Source organism: Mucilaginibacter sp. Bleaf8 (assembly GCF_018390515.1).
Lineage (GTDB): Bacteria > Bacteroidota > Bacteroidia > Sphingobacteriales > Sphingobacteriaceae > Mucilaginibacter.
This window is the reverse complement of sequence record NZ_JAHBBK010000003.1, coordinates 564,370-584,024: the sequence shown is the minus strand read 5'-3', so window position 1 is coordinate 584,024 and position 19,655 is coordinate 564,370. Positions and strand designations below refer to the sequence as shown.

The window sequence follows — 19,655 nt, the reverse complement described above, 5'->3', positions numbered from 1 at the left end:
CTGATTAACGCTCCTGTGCAAACTGATGGTATAAATCCATCCGCTTAATTACAGAAACAAAACCGGTGCAATCATCAAATTACATAGGTTCAACTAAAAACAGTGGTTGATCATATTCAACCGGCGATGCATTTTCAACCAGAACTTTAACGATACGGCCTGATACTTCAGATTCGATTTCGTTGAACAGTTTCATAGCCTCGATGATGCAAAGTACGCTTCCTGATTTAATTTCATCGCCAACGTTAGCAAATGATGGTTTGTCAGGAGATGATGAGCGATAGAAAGTACCGATCATCGGCGATTTGATAGTTACGTATTTAGATACGTCGGCAGCGGCTGGTGCTTCGGCCGGAGCTGAAGTATGTTCCACCGGAACCATAGGGGCGGCCTGCGCAACCGGAGCGGCAGCAATTTGCTGACCCGGAATAGTTGCAGTAACTATAGTTGGCGCCTGGTTGGTTTTTATGGTAATTTTGAAATCGTTCTGTTCAATAGCAACTTCGTTTACACCTGATTTAGAAACGAAGCGAATCAGATCCTGAATTTGTTTGATATCCATAATGGTGAATTGGTTTGGATAAATGTTTTAAATAACTAAGTTATAACAAATAGAACAAAGATTGTTGCTGCAAATTAATAGGCCCACCGGAGATACATAGATCCCCAGGTAAAACCACCGCCAAAAGCGGCCAGCACAATATTGTCACCTTTTTTAAATTTATTTTCCCACTCCCACAGGCACAGTGGTATGGTACCGTTGGTAGTATTACCGTAACGCTCGATATTTACAACCACTTTATCATCACTGATGCCCATACGGCTGGCCGTAGCATCGATAATGCGCTTGTTGGCCTGGTGCGGTACCAGCCAGGCAATATCATCGGCTACCAGGCAGTTGCGCTGCATAATTTCGGCAGCAACATCGGCCATATTGGTTACAGCAAACTTAAATACAGTTTTACCTTCCTGATAAGCATAGTGCTCGCGTGCAGATACAGTTTCGTGCGTAGCGGGGCGTAATGACCCACCGGCTTTCATGTGCAAAAACTCGCGGCCTGAACCATCGCTTTTCAATACCGAATCCATAATACCGTAACCTTCTTCATTAGGTTCAAGCAGGGCAGCGCCGCAGCCGTCACCAAAAATGATGCAGGTAGCGCGGTCATTGTAATCAATAATTGATGACATTTTATCGCCGCCAACTACCAATACTTTTTTATGCCTGCCGCTTTCAATAAATGACGCTCCTGTAGACAAACCATACACAAAGCCGGAACAAGCCGCCTGGAGGTCATACCCCCATGCGTTTTTTGCACCTATTTTATCGGCTAAGATATTGGCTGTAGCCGGGAAAGGCATATCAGGCGTAGTGGTACAGAAAATAATCAGGTCTATTTCGTCGGCACCGATGCCGCGTTTTTCGAGTAAGGTTTTAACAGCGGGTACTGCTAAATCTGAGGTAGCCAAGCCTTCGCCTTTCAGTATGCGGCGTTCTTTGATACCGGTGCGGGTAGTAATCCATTCGTCATTCGTATCTACCAGCTTTTCCAGTTCATGGTTAGTGAGCACATAATCGGGCACATAGCCATGTACAGCGGTAATTGCAGCATGTATTTTATGCATTCTTATATCTATTTATACGAAAGCCTGTTTGATTTTATTGACCAGGTCACTTTCAACCACATCTCGGGATAAAAGCACCATGTTTTTGATGGCTTTGGGATTGGAGATTCCGTGCCCTACCACCACCGGGGCATTCACGCCCAGAATGGGGCTGCCACCATATTGTTCATAATTGAAGCGATCAAAGAACTCGTCTTTGAACCCTTTTTTGAGTGTAATAACGTAGAATGATTCTGCCAGTTTTAAAATGACGTTACCGGTAAATCCATCGCAAACAAAAACGTCTGCCGTGTCGGTAAACAGGTCCCGACCTTCTACGTTTCCTACAAAATTAAACAGCGGTGTTTCTTTCATCAGCGGGTAAGTAGCCAGGCTCAGTATGTTGCCCTTTTCCTCTTCTTCGCCAATATTCATCAGGCCAACCCTCGGGCTTTCCATATGGTATATGGATTGCGCCATCAGGCTGCCCAATACGCCAAACTGCATCAGCACTTCGGGCTTGCAATCGGCATTGGCGCCCACATCCAACAAAATACCCAAACCGCCTTTCAGTTTGGGTACAATTGCTGTCATGGCAGGGCGTATAACGCCCGGAATGGTTTTAACACTGAACATAGCGCCCACCAGCATAGCGCCTGTATTACCGGCCGATGAAAATGCCTGAATGTATCCTTCTTTCAGCAGTTTAAAGCCCACAGCAATACTTGAGCCAGGCTTTTGCGCAATGGCTTTAGTAGGGTGCTCGCCCATACCTATCACCTCGGTTGTGTGTACAAACTCGAAATGATCGGGACTGAAATTGTTTTCCTGAAGAATACTAACAGCTATTTCCTTATCACCGATAAGTACCAACTTTTGCTCTTCGGGTAAAGCCTTATAAGCTTCGATTGCTCCTAAAACCGCTGCTTTAGGAGCGTAATCACCGCCCATAATATCCAAGCCAATCTTCATTGCAGAAAATCAGGCTTAGGCTGTAGCAGTATTCTCGATTAATAATTTACCGTTGTAGTATAAGTTACCATCAACAGTATAAGCACGGTGTGGCAAATGCACTGCACCAGTAGTAGCGCAAGTGGTTAATGAAGGCGCTTCAGCTTTATAATGCGTTCTGCGTTTAGCAGTTCTTGATTTGGAGAACTTACGTTTTGGATTTGGCATAACTTCCTATTTTAAATCATTTAAATTTTTAAGTGCATCCCAGCGTGGATCTGCACTTTTTTCTTGTTCATCACTGCCCGAAAGTTTGTTTAAACGATCAAGCATATCTTTATCACAATAAGGGGTATTCCCCTCGTTGCCGCAGTTTGCAATAAACGGCACGGCAACTGTTACAAATTCATATATGAGCCCTGCAACACTGATTTCATTATCATTTTTGTTGAGGGTTATTATTTCTGCGTCTTCGTCTACCTCTTCTTCACTGAACTTGGCAATCTGCTGTTCATGTATGTCAAGCTGCTGCGGATACTCTGCTACACAACGATCACAGGTTAAATCAACCGTACCGCTGATGTGGAAGTTCAGGATCAGCATGGTTTCCTGCTTATCCAACTCCACCTGGCATTGTAAGTTCGCTTTCTTCACCAACGAATAATCAAACTCGCTGAAGAAGGCACTGTCTACCACATACTCAAACTGGTGCTTGCCCAGTTTCAGCCCGGTAAAAGGTATCGAATATGGTCTTAACGATTTCAATGAGCGACAATTAGCCCGCAAATGTAGGGATTTATTATGTAATGGTAAAGTGTTTTTTTAAATAAGAAATTTATGCCCCTGAAAGCTATATTTTTAAGCGAACGTTGATCTTATCTAATAGCCCCGCCAGCCATATCATTGCAAACGAAAAGAGTACGCACTTAATCAGGCCACCTGTTCCCTGGCTCAAGTATTCGGGGTAGCCTAAATCCGTCATCTGGTAAATCGGGTAAAATATAAAAGGCACCAGGTAGCAGGTAAACGTATTGGTACCTGCCGGCTCAATAATTTTAAACCAGCGGTATTGCTGCTTCACATCCACTACAAACATAAACAGGGCATACACAACCAGGCTGATACCGGTACAAATAAGCACCCATGAGGGCGTATCATGAGCCTTGGAGATACCGCCACTTACATACCGTACAATAAAGCCGAGGTTGAACAGAATAACGGCCAGCAAAAACATGCCCGGCCAAAGCAGCTTCAACTCATTGGTTTCTTTTAACCGTATATACATAACCGACACCATAATGCCAGCCATGGTAAAGGCCTGCATAGCGCCGTTGCCTGCCAGCCAGATATAGCTTTGCCAGCTATTTAAAAAGGCCAGCCAGCCGAAATGAAAATCGAGGTTGATGAGTACAAATATAACCCAGGCGGCTGCCTGTATCCACAAAACGCCTTTGCTGTAATGATAGATAAGTGCGCAGAACAGGTACGACCAGCCAATAAGTCCCAAAATACCCCACCAACTGAAATGCAGCCATGTTGAATGCGCCGGATCGCTGCTGCGATACAGTGCCGACATGGCCACCAGCAGCAAAAAACCGAAGCCTTGCAGCAGGTTTCTTTTGAGCGATGCCACGTTGCGGTAATCCAGAAAAATAAAGAAGAAGGCAAAGGTAACCAGGCTTTCCCAAACCGGTTTGGGCAAAGCTGTAGTTGCCTCATTGTAAGTTTCCATATTGGCATGGAAAAAACCGATTAATATAAGGGCCAGCGACCGCGTTACAATGCGGTAAGGCACACGCCCGCCCTGGCTTTTGCGATTATGAAAAGCAAACGGAATAGACAAGCCTACAATAAACAAAAAGGCCGGAAAAATCACATCGGCCATGCCCAGGGCATCGGCTGTATCACCGGCATGTTTTAGCCAGTTCGGTACGCCGGGTACGCCGTCCAGATCATTTACAAAAATCATCAGGAACATGGTAACCGCGCGGAACGCATCGATAGACCGTACCCGGAGAAGTGGATTACTCATTATTATTTGGAAGATGTACTAAAATGCTGCAACTACTACTGTAATAAAGTAACGGCTGCAAAGCCGAAACATTGTTATTTTTCAGGTAACAATGTTTTGGTCATTAATCCCGGTCGCGGCTCAGTTTGGCAAACGCCAGCGGGTTCTCGTTCAGCACGGCAGTTTCCCGGCGGCGCCTCACGATATGTATAGCCTCAAACAACGCTTCGCGGAAGGATGTTTCGGATGCTTTATTTTTCCCTGCAATATCATACGCGGTACCATGATCGGGCGAGGTACGCACAAAGCTAAGCCCAGCCGTGTAATTTACGCCCGATTCAAACGAAACTTGTTTAAACGGTATCAGGCCCTGATCGTGGTACATGGCCAGTACGGCATCAAACTGCTGGTAAGTATTGTTGGCAAAAAAGCCGTCGGCAGCGTATGGGCCTAAAGCCAGTATATCATTAGCACGGGCTTCTTCAATAGCCGGTATAATAATGTCCTTTTCTTCACTGCCAATTAAACCATTATCGCCGGCATGGGGGTTAAGGCCCAACACCGCAATTTTAGGTTTACGTATCCAGAAATCGTTGCGCAGGCTGGCATCCATCAGCCGCAACTTGGCCAGTATCTTTTCGGCAGATAAGCTTTCGGCTACACGGGCAATAGGGATATGACCGGTTACTACGCCCACACGCAAAGTATCGCTTACCAGAAACATCAGCACGTCAGCTGCATTGTCACGCTGCTGCAAATACTCGGTATGCCCCGGAAAGTTAAAGCTTTCGCTTTGGATATTGTCTTTATTGATGGGTGCGGTTACCAGTGCATCAATTTCACCGGCCAGTAAATCGTTGGTAGCGCGCTCAAGCGACAGGAAGGCGTATTTGCCACCTGTTTCGTTGGCTATGCCCAATTCAATTTTTACGTCTTCTTCCCAGCAGTTAATAATGTTGGCTTTTTTATGGTGAGCCTGTGCCGCGCTGGTAATTACGTTAAAATTCAGATCGTGTACATGCACTGTACGGCGATGAAAAGAGGCTACTTTGGTATGCCCGTACACTATAGGTGTACAGTAATCAAATATGCGGTTATCGGCCAGGGTTTTAATAATTACCTCAAGACCGATGCCGTTTACATCGCCAATGCTGATACCTATTTTTAGCTTTTCGCTCATGTTTACATCAGTGTTGTGATTTTACCAATAATTGGCTGAGGCCTTTTACAACTCCCATACTATTTGAATTTCATTGGTAAAATCAATCTTCTAAAATCAGCGCAAGCAAGCACCGATCTTTTTATCAATTCATGCAAATAAAAAGATTTTTTGGTAGTAATGTTTACAAACCAAGCGCAAATATGACGTAATTTGCCAAATAATTGCATAAATAATGTCATTGGTAAGAGCGAAAAAGCACCTGGGGCAGCATTTTTTAACCGATAAAAATATTGCTTCAAAAATTGTGGACAGCCTGCGTCCGGCGGCACATACCTATACACAGGTACTGGAAGTTGGGCCCGGCATGGGTGTGTTATCTGATTTTTTACTGCAAAAAACAGATTTTCAAACTTACCTGATCGATATCGATACCGAGTCGTACCTGTTCCTGCAAAAAAAGTATCCGCAACTGGGCGAACGCCTTATTAATGCTGATTTTCTGGAAATGGATTTCGGCCAGGTGTTTAACGGGCCACTGGCCATCATCGGCAACTTTCCGTATAACATCTCGTCGCAAATTCTTTTTAAGATACTGGATAACCGCCAGCAGGTAGTAGAGTCGGTTGGCATGTTCCAAAAAGAGGTAGCCGAGCGCTGCTCGGCTAAAGCCGGCAGTAAAGAGTATGGCATACTGAGCGTGTTTTTACAGGCTTATTATAAAGTAGAGTATTTGTTTACCGTAAAAGCCGGTGTATTTAATCCGCCGCCTAAGGTACTATCGGCCGTAATACGCCTTACCCGTAATGAGGTAAAAGAACTGCCTTGCGATGAAAAGCTGTTTTGGCAGGTGGTAAAGGCCGGTTTCAACCAGCGCCGCAAAACACTACGCAATGCGTTATCGGCCTTAATTAACAAAGAGGCGATGACTAATGAGGCTATGCTGGACTTGCGCGCCGAGCGACTGACGGTAGCTGATTTTGTAGAACTGACGAATAAGATAACAGCAAACCGTTAATTGTCATGAACATCAGGGAAATTGTTTATCACAGTTTTTACTTTATATGTTTTGCACTGGCTATTATTGCAGGTATAAGATTTTCCGGTAACAGCCATACGCCACCTGGATCATTTCTTGTTGAGTTTTTTACATTACCTATTGGCGCTATAGCATGGCTTATTGATTACTTCAGGCACAAATCGACTTTGGTTCATAAGATTGGCATGATACTCAACGCCATAGTGATGCTGTGTACAATAATACCTGCATTATAACGCACACTGATATAATTTACAGAAAGCTTACGCAGTTTTACTGTTTAGATTAGCTGCATTCAATACATTTGCCCAATCAAATACAAAGACGTTGAAAAACAGATTACTGATTGTTGACGACCTGCACCCCATTTTTATAGAACAAACCGAAGCGCTGGGTTATACCTGCGATTATCGCCCCTCTATTAAGCTCGACGAAGTTTTAGCTATACTGCCCGATTACGAAGGACTGGTAATACGCTCCAAGTTTCAGGTAGATAAAACAGTGCTGGATACGGCTACCAACCTGCGCTTTATTGCCCGTGCCGGTGCCGGTATGGATAATATTGACGAGGCTTATGCTCTGCAAAAGGGTATTACTTTACTCAATGCCCCCGAGGGCAACCGCGATGCGGTTGGCGAACATGCCATTGGCATGCTGTTATCGCTCATGAACAACCTGAACCGTGGCGATGCGGAGGTACGGGCGGGTTTGTGGCAGCGCGAAGCCAACCGGGGTTATGAACTGAAAGGCCGTACAGTGGGTATTATAGGCTATGGCAACATGGGCCAAAGCTTTGCCCGTAAGCTCAAAGGCTTTGAGATAAATGTACTGGCCTACGATAAATACAAGACCGGTTTTAGCGACAATTACGCCCACGAAGCCACCATGCAGCAAATAACTGAACAAAGTGATATCCTGAGCCTGCATATCCCATTAACGGATGAAACGAACGGACTGGTAAATGACGAGTACCTGCAGCAGTTTAAAAAACCGATATTTTTATTGAACACCGCCCGTGGCAAAATAGTAAAAACACAGGCCATATTGAATGCTATCAGTCAAGGTAAAATTTTAGGTGCCGGGCTGGACGTGCTGGAAACCGAAAAATTCCCGGCTTTGGGTGAGCAAAGCTGGTATGAAGAGCTGCGCCAGTCGGGCAAGGTATTGCTGAGCCCGCACGTAGCCGGGTGGACTTTCGAATCGTACCGGAAAATAAGCGAGGTAATGGCCGAGAAAATAAAAAGCATATCTTAGCAGTTAAAAACCTGAACTGCCTTATGTACAACAAGCCCGGCATATTATGGGCGGTAATTATCCGCTGCTCTATCATTGTACTTCTGCTCGGCTGCTTTTATTCGGCATCTGCGCAGAAGGCCGACTCTGCTTTTTATAAACGCGGTAGCATCTATTATATGGCAGGGGGCAACTTAGGTTTAGGTAGCCTTACTTTTTACGCTTCAGGCTATATAACCCTGGCTAAAAACGGTTATGAAATAAGCGCTAAAGTAAGTTACAACGACAATCTTTCGTTACTGTTCAATGAAAAAAGCAACAAAGTTTCGGAGCTGAAAGCATATGATTTGCTGGTGGGTAAAAAGCTTACTCATCATCCCTATTCAAACATAACAGTTTCAACAGGCTTATCTTATGTTAGGATTACGCGACCGGAACGTATTACGTATCCGTTAACCGGATATTATGGCCCGGATGTAGATCGGCAATCTTATACCGCCGGGCTTCCCATAGAGGCTAAGTTTGTAAACACGGGCTTGTCGCGCTTTGTAGGCCTTACTATCACTGCTGGTGCTAACCTTAATTTAAAAAACAGTTTTTGCTATGGTGCTTTAGGCTTGCAACTGGGTAAAATGCGTGAAAGAAAACGCAGGTAAATAAAAAATTTGGAGAATAAAATTTAATCTTCTTATCTTCGTTCTATACATAAACAAGACTATGCGGCACATGCTCACATAGTCTTGTTTGTTTTTAGTAGCTATCGCGTCCTTTCTTACAAAACGGGGAGGGCGGTTTTTTTTGATAGCAATTTAACAAGAACATCTATTTTAAATTGTGCATATATGGCAGAGGTTTCATACTATACCAAAGATGGTTTAGAAAAACTTAAAGAAGAATTACAATACTTAAAAACTACCGGCCGTGCCAACATAGCTAAAGCTATTGCCGAGGCGCGCGATAAAGGCGATTTATCGGAAAATGCCGAATATGATGCGGCTAAAGAAGCACAGGGCCACCACGAAACTAAAATTGCCAAGCTGGAAGAAACCCTGGCCAACGCCCGCCTGCTGGATGAATCAAAGCTTGACACTTCAAAAGTGCTGGCCTTATCAAAGGTAAAGATCAAAAATATAAAGAACGGCGCTACCATGACCTACCAGTTGGTATCAGAAAGCGAAGCGGATTTGAAAGCCGGAAAAATTTCTGTGAGCTCGCCTATTGCTAAAGGCTTACTGGGCAAAAAGGTTGGCGAAAAAACAGAGATCACCGTACCTGCCGGTAAAATGGAATTCGAGATCCTGGAAATCAGCAGATAATATTGTTTTTGCGTTACTAATCGTTTTGTAATAACACTTTGTAAGTCGATAACTTAGTAACGCAATAGCTTAAAACTAACTACCCTATGGCAACTATATTTTCAAAAATCATTTCAGGCGAAATTTCGGCTTATAAGGTAGCTGAAAGCATTGATTACCTGGCGTTCCTGGATATTAGTCCGCTGGCCGAGGGCCATGTGCTGGTCATTCCCAAAAAAGAAGTAGATTATATTTTTGATCTGGAAGATGAGTTGTACACCGGCTTGCAGTTGTTCGCTAAAATAGTAGCCACTGCTATTAAACAAGCTATCCCTTGCAAAAAGGTAGGCGTAGCGGTAATTGGTTTGGAAGTGCCACACGCGCATATTCACCTCATACCCATGAATGCGGTGGACGACCTGAACTTTGCCCGCCCGAAACTAAGCTTTAGCCCTGAGCAAATGGAAGCTACTGCCGAGAAAATTAAGGCTGCTTTGCGTACGGAAGCATAATTGAATAACAAATACCAGTAAAGAATAAGGCCCGTTAAGCGGGCCTTATTCTTTTGGTTCAAAAATGAGCGTGGCCATGCGGGCCGGGTCAAAAATATCGTTGCTTATTTCCAGCAGTTCTTCGGCCGTTACGGCGTTAATTTTATCAAACACATCCTGCAGCGAGTCGATGGTGTTGAAATCAACCAGGCTTTTGGCCATGGATATGATCAGGCTCAGGCGGTTTTCTTCGGCCAGGGCAATCTGACCGATAAATTTTTGCTTGGCCTGCTGCAATTGCAGCGTACCCAGTTTGTTATCGCGCAGCTTCTTCAGTTCTTTATTCGCCAGGCGCAGGGCTTTATCAGCCTTTTCGGCATCGGTACCAAAGTATACCGAGAAAATCCCCGTATCAGTAAGTGGCGTATAGCCCGATTCGATAGTATAGGCAATACCATGCTTTTCCCGAATTTCGAGGTTCAACCGGCTGCTCATGCCCATTCCGCCCAACAGATTATTTAACAGCAGCAAGCCGCTTTTGTATTTATGCGATGAAGGGTAAGCCAGGCCACCCAGCACGCAATGAACCTGCGATATTGGTTTTTCAATCACCGTATATTCACCGGCTAACCTATTTGGCTGCTGGCGGTTTTTAGCTGCTGTATTGGCAGGTACGTTGCCCAGGTACTTTTCAGTCAGTTTAATCAGCTTGTTAAAATCATAATCGCCAATTACAGCAAATACCATTTGGTGGGTATTGTAGTTGGCTGCCATAAACTCCCGGATATCCTCGCGGCTCAGTTGGTTTACCGACTGTTCGGTACCCAGAATATTATTGCCCAGTGCGTGTCCTTCAAATATAATACCTTCAAAATCATCCTGTATCGCTTCCTCTGGCTGATCCTGATAGGACGCAATCTCATCCAGAATCACGCTGCGCTCTTTGTCCAGTTCCTCTTCCGGGAAAGTGGAGTGGAAAACAATATCCTCAAATAGATCGAGCGTGCGCTCCAGGTGCTGTTTCAGCAACGAGGCGTGTATACAGGTATATTCTTTAGTGGTATATGCGTTTAAATCGGCGCCCACCAGTTCGAGCCGGTTCAGTATCTGATTGGTATTGCGGCGTTCGGTTTGTTTAAACAGCAGGTGTTCAATAAAGTGGGCCAGCCCGTCTTTTTGGGGCAATTCATCGCGTGCGCCGGCGTTAATTAAAAAACAGGTATGGGTGATGGTAGAGGCCGCATGCTTATACAATAAGCGAATACCGTTAGAAAGTGTATAAAGCTGATAATCTATCATTAGCGTGCAAAGATAACGTTATTTGCCCCGATATATTTGCCTGAATAAGTTCTGTTTTATGTAATATTGTATATGAAAATCGACGATCTGGAATTTGAGCCGCTTATTGAAGAAGAGACCATTGCCAAACGTATTAACCTGCTGGCAGTTGAGCTGAATGCTGATTACGCCGGCAAAACCCCGATTTTTATTGGTGTGCTTAACGGCAGCTTTTTGTTTGTAGCCGATTTGGTTAAGCATATCACCATCCCCTGCGAAGTTACCTTTACTAAACTGGCCTCTTACTATGGCGGCACTACCAGCAGCCGAAAAATACGGGAGGATATTGACCTCAGCACCGACATTAGCGGCCGCCATATTGTGATTATTGAGGATATTGTGGATACCGGCAACACCCTGGCCTACCTGATCGAAAAGCTAAAACTTAAAAACCCGGCCTCTATCAGCGTGTGCGCCATGCTGGTTAAACCCGGCAAGCTCGAAACTTCGGTTGAGGAGCTGCGTTATGTGGGCTTTGAGATAGAGAATGAATTTGTAGTAGGCTATGGACTGGACTATAAAGAACTGGGCCGCAACCTGCGCGATATCTACCGGCTAACAAGTACTACGGATGAGGTGTAGCCTCTTAATTTTAGAAAAAGCAACTTGGATTAAATGTCATTCCGACAGAATCAGAAATCTTAAAAAAAACCAGACGATAGTACAGAACGACATTTTATTCACCATAACTTTAATTACGTCAAGGTTTCACAGGTTCTGTAGTGGTTCATAAATCACCACATTAATATTCAGACCTGCCAAAGCGTTTTCAATTAAAGGCTTTACAGTGCCCCAATCTAAACCACCATTACCACAACCTAATGGTGGTATTGCAATAGATTGAATATCGTATACTTTTATCTGAGTCACTAAATCAGTCAATCCTTCTTCTACCCAAATAAGCTTAGACGGATTTCGCCAATGCTGCTTAGTTGGAAAATTAACAATGTACTTAACGCCGGTTGAGGAGTTGACAGGTACTACTTGAACTTTTCCCGTAACTAATATTCCGTTGCTAACCGCATCTTTATAGGCTTTAAAGTTTTCGGGAAACCGATTTTTAAACTGCAATGCTATACCCTTACCCATCACACCAACTGTATTAACAGCATTTACCAATGCATCAACCTGAGCATCAAGTAAATCTCCTTTTGTGTAAGTAATCATATTTTTTCAAATATAATAGGTTTGCTACAATCTAACTTTGCCAACTGTCAAAACCTTTACTCCCACTCTACCGACCGCAAAGCGCCTACAATTCCATTAATACAGTTATTTACATTAGTAAGGCTTTTTACCGGGAAGGGAGTAACCACTACCTGTTCTATAGAATCAACACCTGATTGCGCAATCGCTTCGCGCACCTGCTTTTCAATTACCTTAAGCGAGATGATAACCAGCTGTGGCTTCATCTGGGCTATGTGGCTGGCCAATTGCGGAACGCCTTCTTGCCGTAAGGTACGCTGCTGGGCTGGCGGCAAATCTTTCACCGGCTTATCGCTGATGTTGTCAATATAGCAGCCCATCTCTTTAAAAAACTCCAGGAACTCATCGTCAGATTTGAATTCACCGAAAACCTGTACAAAGGCAGCCTTGATGGCTTTATACAGGTTAGAGTTTTTAAGGTAAAAGTACTTGTGGCCAATAGGCACACCGTCGGCCACAAAAAGGAGCTTTACTTTATCGGGTTTGTACTGTTGTTTAAGGGCGTCAAATTCGGCTTTGTTCATATCGCATCTGCTGGGTTGCGGGCACCCGTTGCTTTTGGCGATAATTGATAAACTCTGCCACCAGCAGGTTGGGCACCCAGCTTAATAAGGCAATGATGAGATAATTGTTTTGAAACCCAATGCCAATACCCGCAACTGAAAACAGCCAGATATAAAACCGTAGCGTAACGGCAGCAAAGGCTAATGCATAGCTGCGATGCATCATGGCTATATGCCGGCCAATTTGCACTTTACGTGCATAGTACCAGGCCATAGCCGTAAATACCAACCACAACGTATTTTGCACCAAAAAAGACAGGAACACGCCGGTGCCTCGGTTGATGAACAACGTCATGATATAAGCGCCCGGTGAGGCGAAGAACAGCACCCCCAGTATATAAGCTTTGCCCAAAGCCCTATGCAGTTTCTTTTTTTGTTGGAAACGCTTAATGAACTGAAAAAAACCAACCAGTAAGATCACGCTACTGCCAAATATATGGCTGTAAAAAGCAGGCAGATACCAACCGGTTTGCACCGCCTGAGCCTTGAACCTCAAAAAGTCGGTATCGCTTTTAAAGGTAAGGTACTCGGCGGTGCCCAGGCACAATATCACAATCCAAAAGAAAGCTATAATGCGTAGTGCTTTAATCAGCATATAAATTTATCGCGAAGCCAGCTTACCGGCAGCGGCTGGTTGCTGTTTTAATTTTTGATTGATCCAGTTCAGGTTGTAACGGTCAATCTCCGTTAACGAATCTTCTACACTTACATTTTTAGCTTCATAACCACCCAAACTTATTTCAAAAATTTGCTTCCATTTGGCGTCCTTAAATTTGTAATGGTAATCGGCATAAATCTCATTTTTCATATACCGCAGCATTTCGGTGTTAGCTTCTGATAATTGCTTGTCTTTATACCGGTAACAACCCTGAATATAAGAATCATCCATCTTTACGAACTTAGTAAATGCAAACAGTCGACTAGTCTCTTTTTCCTGCAGCTTGCCACCCTGCATATACAGGTAGTGGTACATTGGCATCTCTTCAATGTAGTTATCGTCATAAAGCATAGCGTTGGTAGCACCCATTGCCTTCAACTCAAGTAACTCGTCATTAAGCGGTTTGAAAGCAAATTCCCGGCATTTGCCGCTTAACTCCAGTCCACCTTCATCGCCATAATCAGCCAATATATCCTTACTGTAAATGCGGTTGTCTTTACGGTCAACCAGCACCAGGTTCTTAGAATCATAAAACTCAGACCGGCCACCTATAAAATAATCACGGATAGAATACAGCAATGCCTGGAAACGGCCGGTATCTGTCTGCATAACGGGGTTATCAACATTTACTTTGTACCGTGCGCTGGCATCATCAAATTCCACCTTGCGGCGCAACGGGTTTTTAAGATACTTAATCGACGGAAATAACTTCAAATCGGCCAGGTAGGAGGGGCTGATGAGTACGCTGCCATGATAATCGCGCGAGTTAAGTTCGATAATATTCTTGCTATCCGGTACAGACACGTCAAAATGCATAATTGGCGGCAACAAGGCAAACAACTCATTGATAGGCATATCTACTTCGGCTCCTACACGGTAATCCTGTTCAAGCCAGTAATATTTGTCCTCTTTTTTTAATGCGGCCAGATGCTCGGGGTGCTTAACCGGCAAAATCTGATCATACTCTACCGGAACAACTACTTTACCCTGCAGGTTATAAAAACCCCTTTTATGATCGCTTTCAACCTCAACCAAATCTTTAAATGTACCGCCTATAGCGTACACCAGATCAAAATCGGCCGGGATGATTTCCTGTAATTGCGGATTAACCAAACCCATTTTATACTTTTTGGCCGAATCTGCATTAATTTCATATTCGTCCCATTTGCCTTTCACGGCATAGTAATAAGTTTGATTGTTGATATGTGAAAACCAAACCACCGTATCATAGCGGCTTTTTAACTGCTCGGCTGTTTTGAAAGCCTTCAGGGTAATATCAGCATAGATATCCTTATCGGGTATTGATTTTATTTTGAACTTGTTTTCAAACACCGAATAGGCCATTACAAATTTGTTATTATCAACACTGTTAATGCTGTAGCCGTGCTGTTTGGCCGGTTGTAACTTAAAAGTAAATGTGGTGTGCTCAGTTGTTTTGTCCGGCGCGGTTAGTAAAACCGGTATAATAGCTACGGCCTCTTGGTGTTCGCCATAGTTAATAGTGCTTTGCTCCACATCCAGGTTAATCTGCAATTGGGGCTTTTCGCCCGGCACCACGCTGGATTGATTGGCTAAAACCTTAACAAATTGTTTAATTTGAGGGGCCTGGTACAATACAGAATCAAAGTAAGAGGCAATAGAATCAATATTATGACCGTTTACCTGTTCGTTAAAGTTGTTCAGAAAGGTTTGTACATCAGCTTTGCCGGAGCTGCTGAAAAATTTTGATTTAATGAAGTATCCGCCTGCTGCTAAAACAATTACGGCAATTACTGCAATCAGAATAGGTTTGGTTTTCATAGTAATGCAAGTTAGGCATATCCTGTTAATATACAAATGCAGTGGGGAATTGCAGACGCTTATACCCTACCAGCAATATTATAGACAATATCTATACGGTATTAATACTTTCGATATTACATTTAAGGCAAGCTGCGTATATTTGTTAAAAATTCAACAAAAGATACATTATGATAACAGTTGGTGAAAAATTTCCTGCTTTCAATAAAAAAGCGGTAGTTAGCATTGAGAAAGGCAAAGAGTTTGAAGATATCACTTCTGACTTTTTAGTGAATGACGACAACGTATGGACTGTAATGTTCTGGTGGCCAAAAGATTTCACTTTCGTGTGCCCTACTGAAATTGCTGAGTTCAACAAAAACTATGGTGAGTTCCGCGACCGCGATTCTCGTTTAATCGGTGCTTCTACCGACTCTGAGTTTGTACACGCTGCCTGGAGAAGAAACCACGACGATCTGCGCGATTTGAAATTCCCTATGCTGGCTGATACTTCAAAATCATTAGCAGAAGACTTAGGTATTTTAGAGCCTACTGAAAAAATTGCTTACCGTGCTACTTTCATCATCGACCCTACCGGTGTTGTACGTTGGGTATGTGTTAACGACCTGAACGTAGGCCGTAACGTAAAAGAAGTTTTACGTGTACTGGACGGTTTACAAACTGACGAGCTTTGCCCTTGCAACTGGGAAAAAGGTCAGGAAACTTTAACTGTATAATCAACTAACATATTCATTCAATATCGCGTCATTGCGAGGTACGAAGCAATCTCTGAATTTGCTCAGCCAATTTGCCTGTCCTACGCAGGGATTGCTTCGTACCTCGCAATGACGCTTTTTTTATACTACCATCATGAGCGAAAGCACTGAAATTATACAAGAGTTATTACAAGGCGTTGGCGTTGATACCGCCTACAGAAGCGAAGCTTTAACCCTGCTTGAAAAAGGCGAATCACGCTACCTGCGCGATTTAAAACTAAACCTGACCAGCACCCTTACTTCTGAGCATTTAAGCACCAAGGAATGCGCGCTTTTAGGTTTAACTACCGCTATCAACAATAATAATACGCAGCTTACCCAGTATTTTACCAAATACGCTGAAGAGCAGGGCGCTACTGCTGCCGAAATTGGCGAGGCTGCCGGCTGTGCATCCTTACTGGCATCAAACAATATATTTTACCGTTTCCGTCACTTCACCCAAAAAGAGAAGTACACACAAATTCCGGCCCGTATTCGTATGCAGCTGATGATGAAACCGGTAACCGGCAAAGAGTTTTTTGAACTAATGAGCCTGGCTGTATCAGCTGTTAACGGTTGCGAAATGTGTGTGAATGCCCATGAAGATTCCCTGATTAAATTAGGCACTACTGAAGAGCGTATTTTTGACGCTGTACGTATTGCTTCATTAGTTACCTCAGCTGGTAAACTGATATTTTAACCGAAAAGGAAATATTATTGCATAAAAAAGGCGATTAAAAATAATTTTAATCGCCTTTTTATTGGTTAACAATTAAATAATTTGTTTTTTACTTTAAAGAACCTTAGCTTTATAACTAAGATTAAACTTGCTTTGGGCTCTTACTTTCCATCTGATAAATATTAAGCGAAGCCGAAGTAGTGATGTACTTTTTAATTGTTAATTTTACTTAAGCCGTTCTGTTGACCCCAGAACGGCTTTTATTATTTAGTGCACATCGGCAGCAGCTTTCATGTTTTTACGGAAAGGCTGCAGATATAATAAAGGTATTGAGAACAACATTACCAAGCCGGTTAGCCAGTAAGCATCATCATAAGTTAACAATAAGGATTGCTTTATGATTGTACCCTCCATTGCGGCATAGCCCATTTTTGTAGCTTCAGTAACGCCATGCCCCAATGCCATGAACTTATTAATGTACCCCTGCAAACGCTGCGTAAAGAATGTATTATACTCGTTAATGTTAGTTAACAAGTTATTGCGGTGCACCCCCTGACGGATATGGATAATTGTGGTTAAGGCTGCGATACCAAATGAGCCGCCCAACTGACGCATCATGTTATTTAAACCAGCCCCCTGGCCTATTTCTGCCCCTTTCAGGTCAGAGATGGCTAAGGTGGTTAATGGCACAAACAACAACGCCATACCTATACCCCGTATAGCCAATGGCCAAAAGAAATCTTCGCGCCCGGTTGCCAGTGTAGAGTTGGCCAGCATATGGGTAAATACGAAGAATAAGAACATGCCCAACGTGGCCATAAACTGGGCCGGTATGCCTTTGTTCAGCATCTTACCGATAAACGGCATCATGGCAATGGTAAACAAACCGCCCGGAAACAGTAACTCTCCGGTTTGCTGTGCCGAAAACCCAAGTAAGCTCTGACAAAATACCGGGAACACGAATACAGAACCGTATAAACCAAACCCTAATATAAAGGAGGTAAACATACCGATTGAGAAACTGCGGTGCCGCATAATCCCAAAGTTCACAATAGGGAATGGTGTACTTAACTCGCGCCAAATAAATAACAACACCCCTACCACAGCGGTAATAGTAAGTATGGTAATATAAGGCGTTGCAAACCAGTCTTCCGACTCACCTTTTTCCAGGATAGTTTGCAAACTACCTACAGCTATAGCCAGCAAGGCAATCCCCCACCAGTCGATAGGCTGGTCGCGCCCCGTTTTGGGCGTGGCCCGCACAAACGTATAAGTAAAGAACGCAGCTAAGGCACCTACCGGAATATTTACATAAAATATCCAGGGCCATGAGGCGTGGTCGGTAATATAACCACCAATGGTAGGGCCTACTGTTGGCCCCACTACCGCGCCTAAACCAAACAATGCCGTTGCCGTACCTACCTGCTCACGCGGCCAGGTTTCGAGCAATATAGCCTGCGAGGTGGATATCAAACCACCGCCGGCCATACCCTGCACAATACGGAATAAAACCAGTTCGGTTAAAGTATGTGCATTACCACATAAAAATGAGGCAATGGTAAATATAATGATGGACGCTAAAAAGTAATTTTTACGTCCAAAAAAGCTGCCCAGCCACCCCGACATAGGCAATATAATTACGTTGGCTACCGCATAACCGGTGGTAATCCAGGCCACGTCTTCGAGCGTGGCCCCCAGGTTACCTTGTATGGTGGGCAGTGATACGTTTACAATAGTCGTATCAATAAGCTCCAGTAACGAAGCTGTAATTACCGTAATGGTAATGATCCATTTTTTAAATCCAACTTCGGCCATTTAATTTATTCTTTAGTAGTAACGGAAACGTTAACGCTCATACCGGCGCGTAGCTTCTCTATTACTTCTTTGCTTGCATTAATTTTTATTTTAACAGGTACACGTTGTACTACTTTCACAAAGTTACCTGTAGCATTATCCGGAGGCAATAAAGAGAACTTAGCACCGGTAGCTGGCGAAAAGTTGTAAACGGTTCCCTGCAGTTCCATATCCGGGTAAGCATCAACCTCAATGTTTACTTTCTGGCCATTGCGAATGTGTTCCAGCTGTGTTTCTTTAAAGTTTGCGGTAACATATAAGCTGTTATCGTTAACAATAGAGAACAAGGTTTGACCTGCCTGTACCAACTGACCTAACTGTACGCTCTTTTTAGAGGTAGTACCACTAGCAGGTGCAGTAATGGTAGTGTATGATAATTGCAGTTTTGCATAATCAACATCAGCCTGGCGCTGGTTAACACCGGTATTGGTAACCTTTAACTGGTTACGGGTAGTACCTACCTGTTGCTGAGCAGCTTTATACTGATCCTGAGCAGCGCGGTAATTAGCCTCGGCTACTGCCAAATCAGATTTAGCTTGATCAAACTGTTGCTGGGTGATGGATCCGTCTTTTACCAGGTTGGCGTAGCGATTGTAATCATTACGAGTTTTTTCCAGGCGGGCCTGAGTTGCAGTTACCTGTGCACGTGCGCTGGCCGCATTGGCAGCCGTGCTGTAAATTTGCGTTTCGCCTACACCAACGCTGGCGCCGGCACCTTGTTGTGCAGCCTGAGCCTGCTCTACTTTAACACGGTAATCGCGGTCGTCAATTTTTACCAGTACCTGGCCTTTATTTACGTGCTGGTTATCTTCAAAAAATATGCTGTCAACATAACCGCCTACGCGGGACACTACCGGGCTGATATCGGCATCTATTTGCGCATCATCAGTATCCTCGTGCTTGCTTGAATAAATGTATTCTTTAATACCGAATATAGCTCCGCCTATCAAAAGAACACCTAAGATAATCGGAATAACCCTGTTCGGTTTCTTCTTTTCTGTTTGTTGAATTTCTTGTTCCTGTGCCATTTTGTTTATAG

General features: G+C 43.8%; 22 protein-coding genes. 8 read left to right on the top strand and 14 right to left on the bottom strand.

What is annotated here, in order from left to right:
- Positions 1-79: 79 nt before the first annotated feature.
- From accB to pdxA, 7 genes are all read right to left on the bottom strand, one after another.
- Positions 80-562 carry an acetyl-CoA carboxylase biotin carboxyl carrier protein gene (gene accB, locus KHS38_RS16055; protein ID WP_213489560.1) on the bottom strand — a complete coding sequence of 161 codons (483 nt, stop codon included), beginning with the start codon at positions 560-562 and terminating at the stop codon, positions 80-82.
- Positions 563-636: 74 nt separating this feature from the next.
- Complete coding sequence (locus KHS38_RS16050; protein WP_213489559.1) at positions 637-1,626, bottom strand: beta-ketoacyl-ACP synthase III; 990 nt, start codon at positions 1,624-1,626, stop codon at positions 637-639.
- A gap of 12 nt (positions 1,627-1,638) precedes the next feature.
- Positions 1,639-2,577, bottom strand: a complete 939-nt coding sequence (gene plsX / locus KHS38_RS16045) for a phosphate acyltransferase PlsX (protein WP_213489558.1) — start codon at positions 2,575-2,577, stop codon at positions 1,639-1,641.
- A gap of 15 nt (positions 2,578-2,592) precedes the next feature.
- A complete protein-coding gene (gene rpmF, locus KHS38_RS16040) occupies positions 2,593-2,784 on the bottom strand; it encodes a 50S ribosomal protein L32 (protein WP_213489557.1) in 192 nt (63 codons plus the stop codon).
- Between the two features lie 6 nt (positions 2,785-2,790).
- Complete coding sequence (locus KHS38_RS16035; protein ID WP_213489556.1) at positions 2,791-3,321, bottom strand: YceD family protein; 531 nt, start codon at positions 3,319-3,321, stop codon at positions 2,791-2,793.
- A gap of 85 nt (positions 3,322-3,406) precedes the next feature.
- Positions 3,407-4,588, bottom strand: coding sequence for a DUF5009 domain-containing protein (locus tag KHS38_RS16030; RefSeq protein WP_213489555.1), 1,182 nt, complete (start codon positions 4,586-4,588; stop codon positions 3,407-3,409).
- A 103-nt stretch (positions 4,589-4,691) separates the two neighbouring features.
- Positions 4,692-5,747: a 4-hydroxythreonine-4-phosphate dehydrogenase PdxA gene (pdxA, locus tag KHS38_RS16025; protein WP_213489554.1), complete on the bottom strand. Its 1,056-nt coding sequence runs from the start codon at positions 5,745-5,747 to the stop codon at positions 4,692-4,694.
- 214 nt (positions 5,748-5,961) lie between these two features.
- Between pdxA and rsmA the strand changes: the two genes are divergently transcribed.
- The 5 genes from rsmA to KHS38_RS16000 all read left to right on the top strand — a co-directional run bounded on the left by rsmA (position 5,962) and on the right by KHS38_RS16000 (position 9,805).
- A complete protein-coding gene (gene rsmA / locus KHS38_RS16020) occupies positions 5,962-6,744 on the top strand; it encodes a 16S rRNA (adenine(1518)-N(6)/adenine(1519)-N(6))-dimethyltransferase RsmA (RefSeq protein ID WP_213489553.1) in 783 nt (260 codons plus the stop codon).
- 348 nt (positions 6,745-7,092) lie between these two features.
- Entirely contained in the window at positions 7,093-8,019 is a 927-nt protein-coding gene (locus KHS38_RS16015; RefSeq protein WP_213489552.1) for a 2-hydroxyacid dehydrogenase, read from the top strand.
- 23 nt (positions 8,020-8,042) lie between these two features.
- Complete coding sequence (locus KHS38_RS16010) at positions 8,043-8,654, top strand: hypothetical protein (RefSeq protein WP_213489551.1); 612 nt, start codon at positions 8,043-8,045, stop codon at positions 8,652-8,654.
- Positions 8,655-8,840: 186 nt separating this feature from the next.
- Positions 8,841-9,314: a transcription elongation factor GreA gene (gene greA, locus KHS38_RS16005; protein WP_213489550.1), complete on the top strand. Its 474-nt coding sequence runs from the start codon at positions 8,841-8,843 to the stop codon at positions 9,312-9,314.
- Positions 9,315-9,400: 86 nt separating this feature from the next.
- Complete coding sequence (locus tag KHS38_RS16000; RefSeq protein ID WP_213489549.1) at positions 9,401-9,805, top strand: HIT family protein; 405 nt, start codon at positions 9,401-9,403, stop codon at positions 9,803-9,805.
- A gap of 45 nt (positions 9,806-9,850) precedes the next feature.
- Here KHS38_RS16000 and KHS38_RS15995 read toward each other — a convergent pair whose 3' ends face one another.
- The gene (locus KHS38_RS15995; RefSeq protein WP_213489854.1) at positions 9,851-11,080 is read right to left on the bottom strand and encodes a M16 family metallopeptidase; all 1,230 of its coding nucleotides are present in this window, start codon (positions 11,078-11,080) and stop codon (positions 9,851-9,853) included.
- A 75-nt stretch (positions 11,081-11,155) separates the two neighbouring features.
- Between KHS38_RS15995 and hpt the strand changes: the two genes are divergently transcribed.
- Positions 11,156-11,704: a hypoxanthine phosphoribosyltransferase gene (gene hpt / locus KHS38_RS15990; protein WP_213489548.1), complete on the top strand. Its 549-nt coding sequence runs from the start codon at positions 11,156-11,158 to the stop codon at positions 11,702-11,704.
- A 126-nt stretch (positions 11,705-11,830) separates the two neighbouring features.
- Here the strand turns inward: hpt and KHS38_RS15985 are convergent, their stop codons facing one another.
- The 4 genes from KHS38_RS15985 to KHS38_RS15970 are packed head-to-tail and all read right to left on the bottom strand — an operon-like array spanning position 11,831 to position 15,349.
- Positions 11,831-12,289, bottom strand: coding sequence for a macro domain-containing protein (locus tag KHS38_RS15985; protein WP_213489547.1), 459 nt, complete (start codon positions 12,287-12,289; stop codon positions 11,831-11,833).
- A gap of 56 nt (positions 12,290-12,345) precedes the next feature.
- A complete protein-coding gene (locus KHS38_RS15980; RefSeq protein WP_213489546.1) occupies positions 12,346-12,852 on the bottom strand; it encodes a hypothetical protein in 507 nt (168 codons plus the stop codon).
- Positions 12,833-13,486 (bottom strand): DUF2306 domain-containing protein, encoded by a 654-nt coding sequence (locus KHS38_RS15975; RefSeq protein WP_213489545.1) that lies wholly within the window; start codon positions 13,484-13,486, stop codon positions 12,833-12,835. The genes KHS38_RS15980 and KHS38_RS15975 overlap by 20 nt, the downstream gene beginning before the upstream one ends.
- 6 nt (positions 13,487-13,492) lie before the next feature.
- On the bottom strand, positions 13,493-15,349 hold the full coding sequence (locus KHS38_RS15970) for a WG repeat-containing protein (protein WP_213489544.1): 1,857 nt from the start codon (positions 15,347-15,349) through the stop codon (positions 13,493-13,495).
- A 170-nt stretch (positions 15,350-15,519) separates the two neighbouring features.
- Between KHS38_RS15970 and KHS38_RS15965 the strand changes: the two genes are divergently transcribed.
- Positions 15,520-16,065, top strand: coding sequence for a peroxiredoxin (locus KHS38_RS15965; protein ID WP_213489543.1), 546 nt, complete (start codon positions 15,520-15,522; stop codon positions 16,063-16,065).
- Between the two features lie 133 nt (positions 16,066-16,198).
- Entirely contained in the window at positions 16,199-16,783 is a 585-nt protein-coding gene (locus KHS38_RS15960) for a carboxymuconolactone decarboxylase family protein (protein WP_213489542.1), read from the top strand.
- A 246-nt stretch (positions 16,784-17,029) separates the two neighbouring features.
- On the opposite strand, the gene KHS38_RS15955 is transcribed toward KHS38_RS15960, so the two are convergent.
- Positions 17,030-18,577 (bottom strand): DHA2 family efflux MFS transporter permease subunit, encoded by a 1,548-nt coding sequence (locus KHS38_RS15955; protein ID WP_213489541.1) that lies wholly within the window; start codon positions 18,575-18,577, stop codon positions 17,030-17,032.
- Positions 18,578-18,582: 5 nt separating this feature from the next.
- Complete coding sequence (locus KHS38_RS15950; protein ID WP_213489540.1) at positions 18,583-19,644, bottom strand: HlyD family secretion protein; 1,062 nt, start codon at positions 19,642-19,644, stop codon at positions 18,583-18,585.
- Positions 19,645-19,655: the final 11 nt, after the last annotated feature.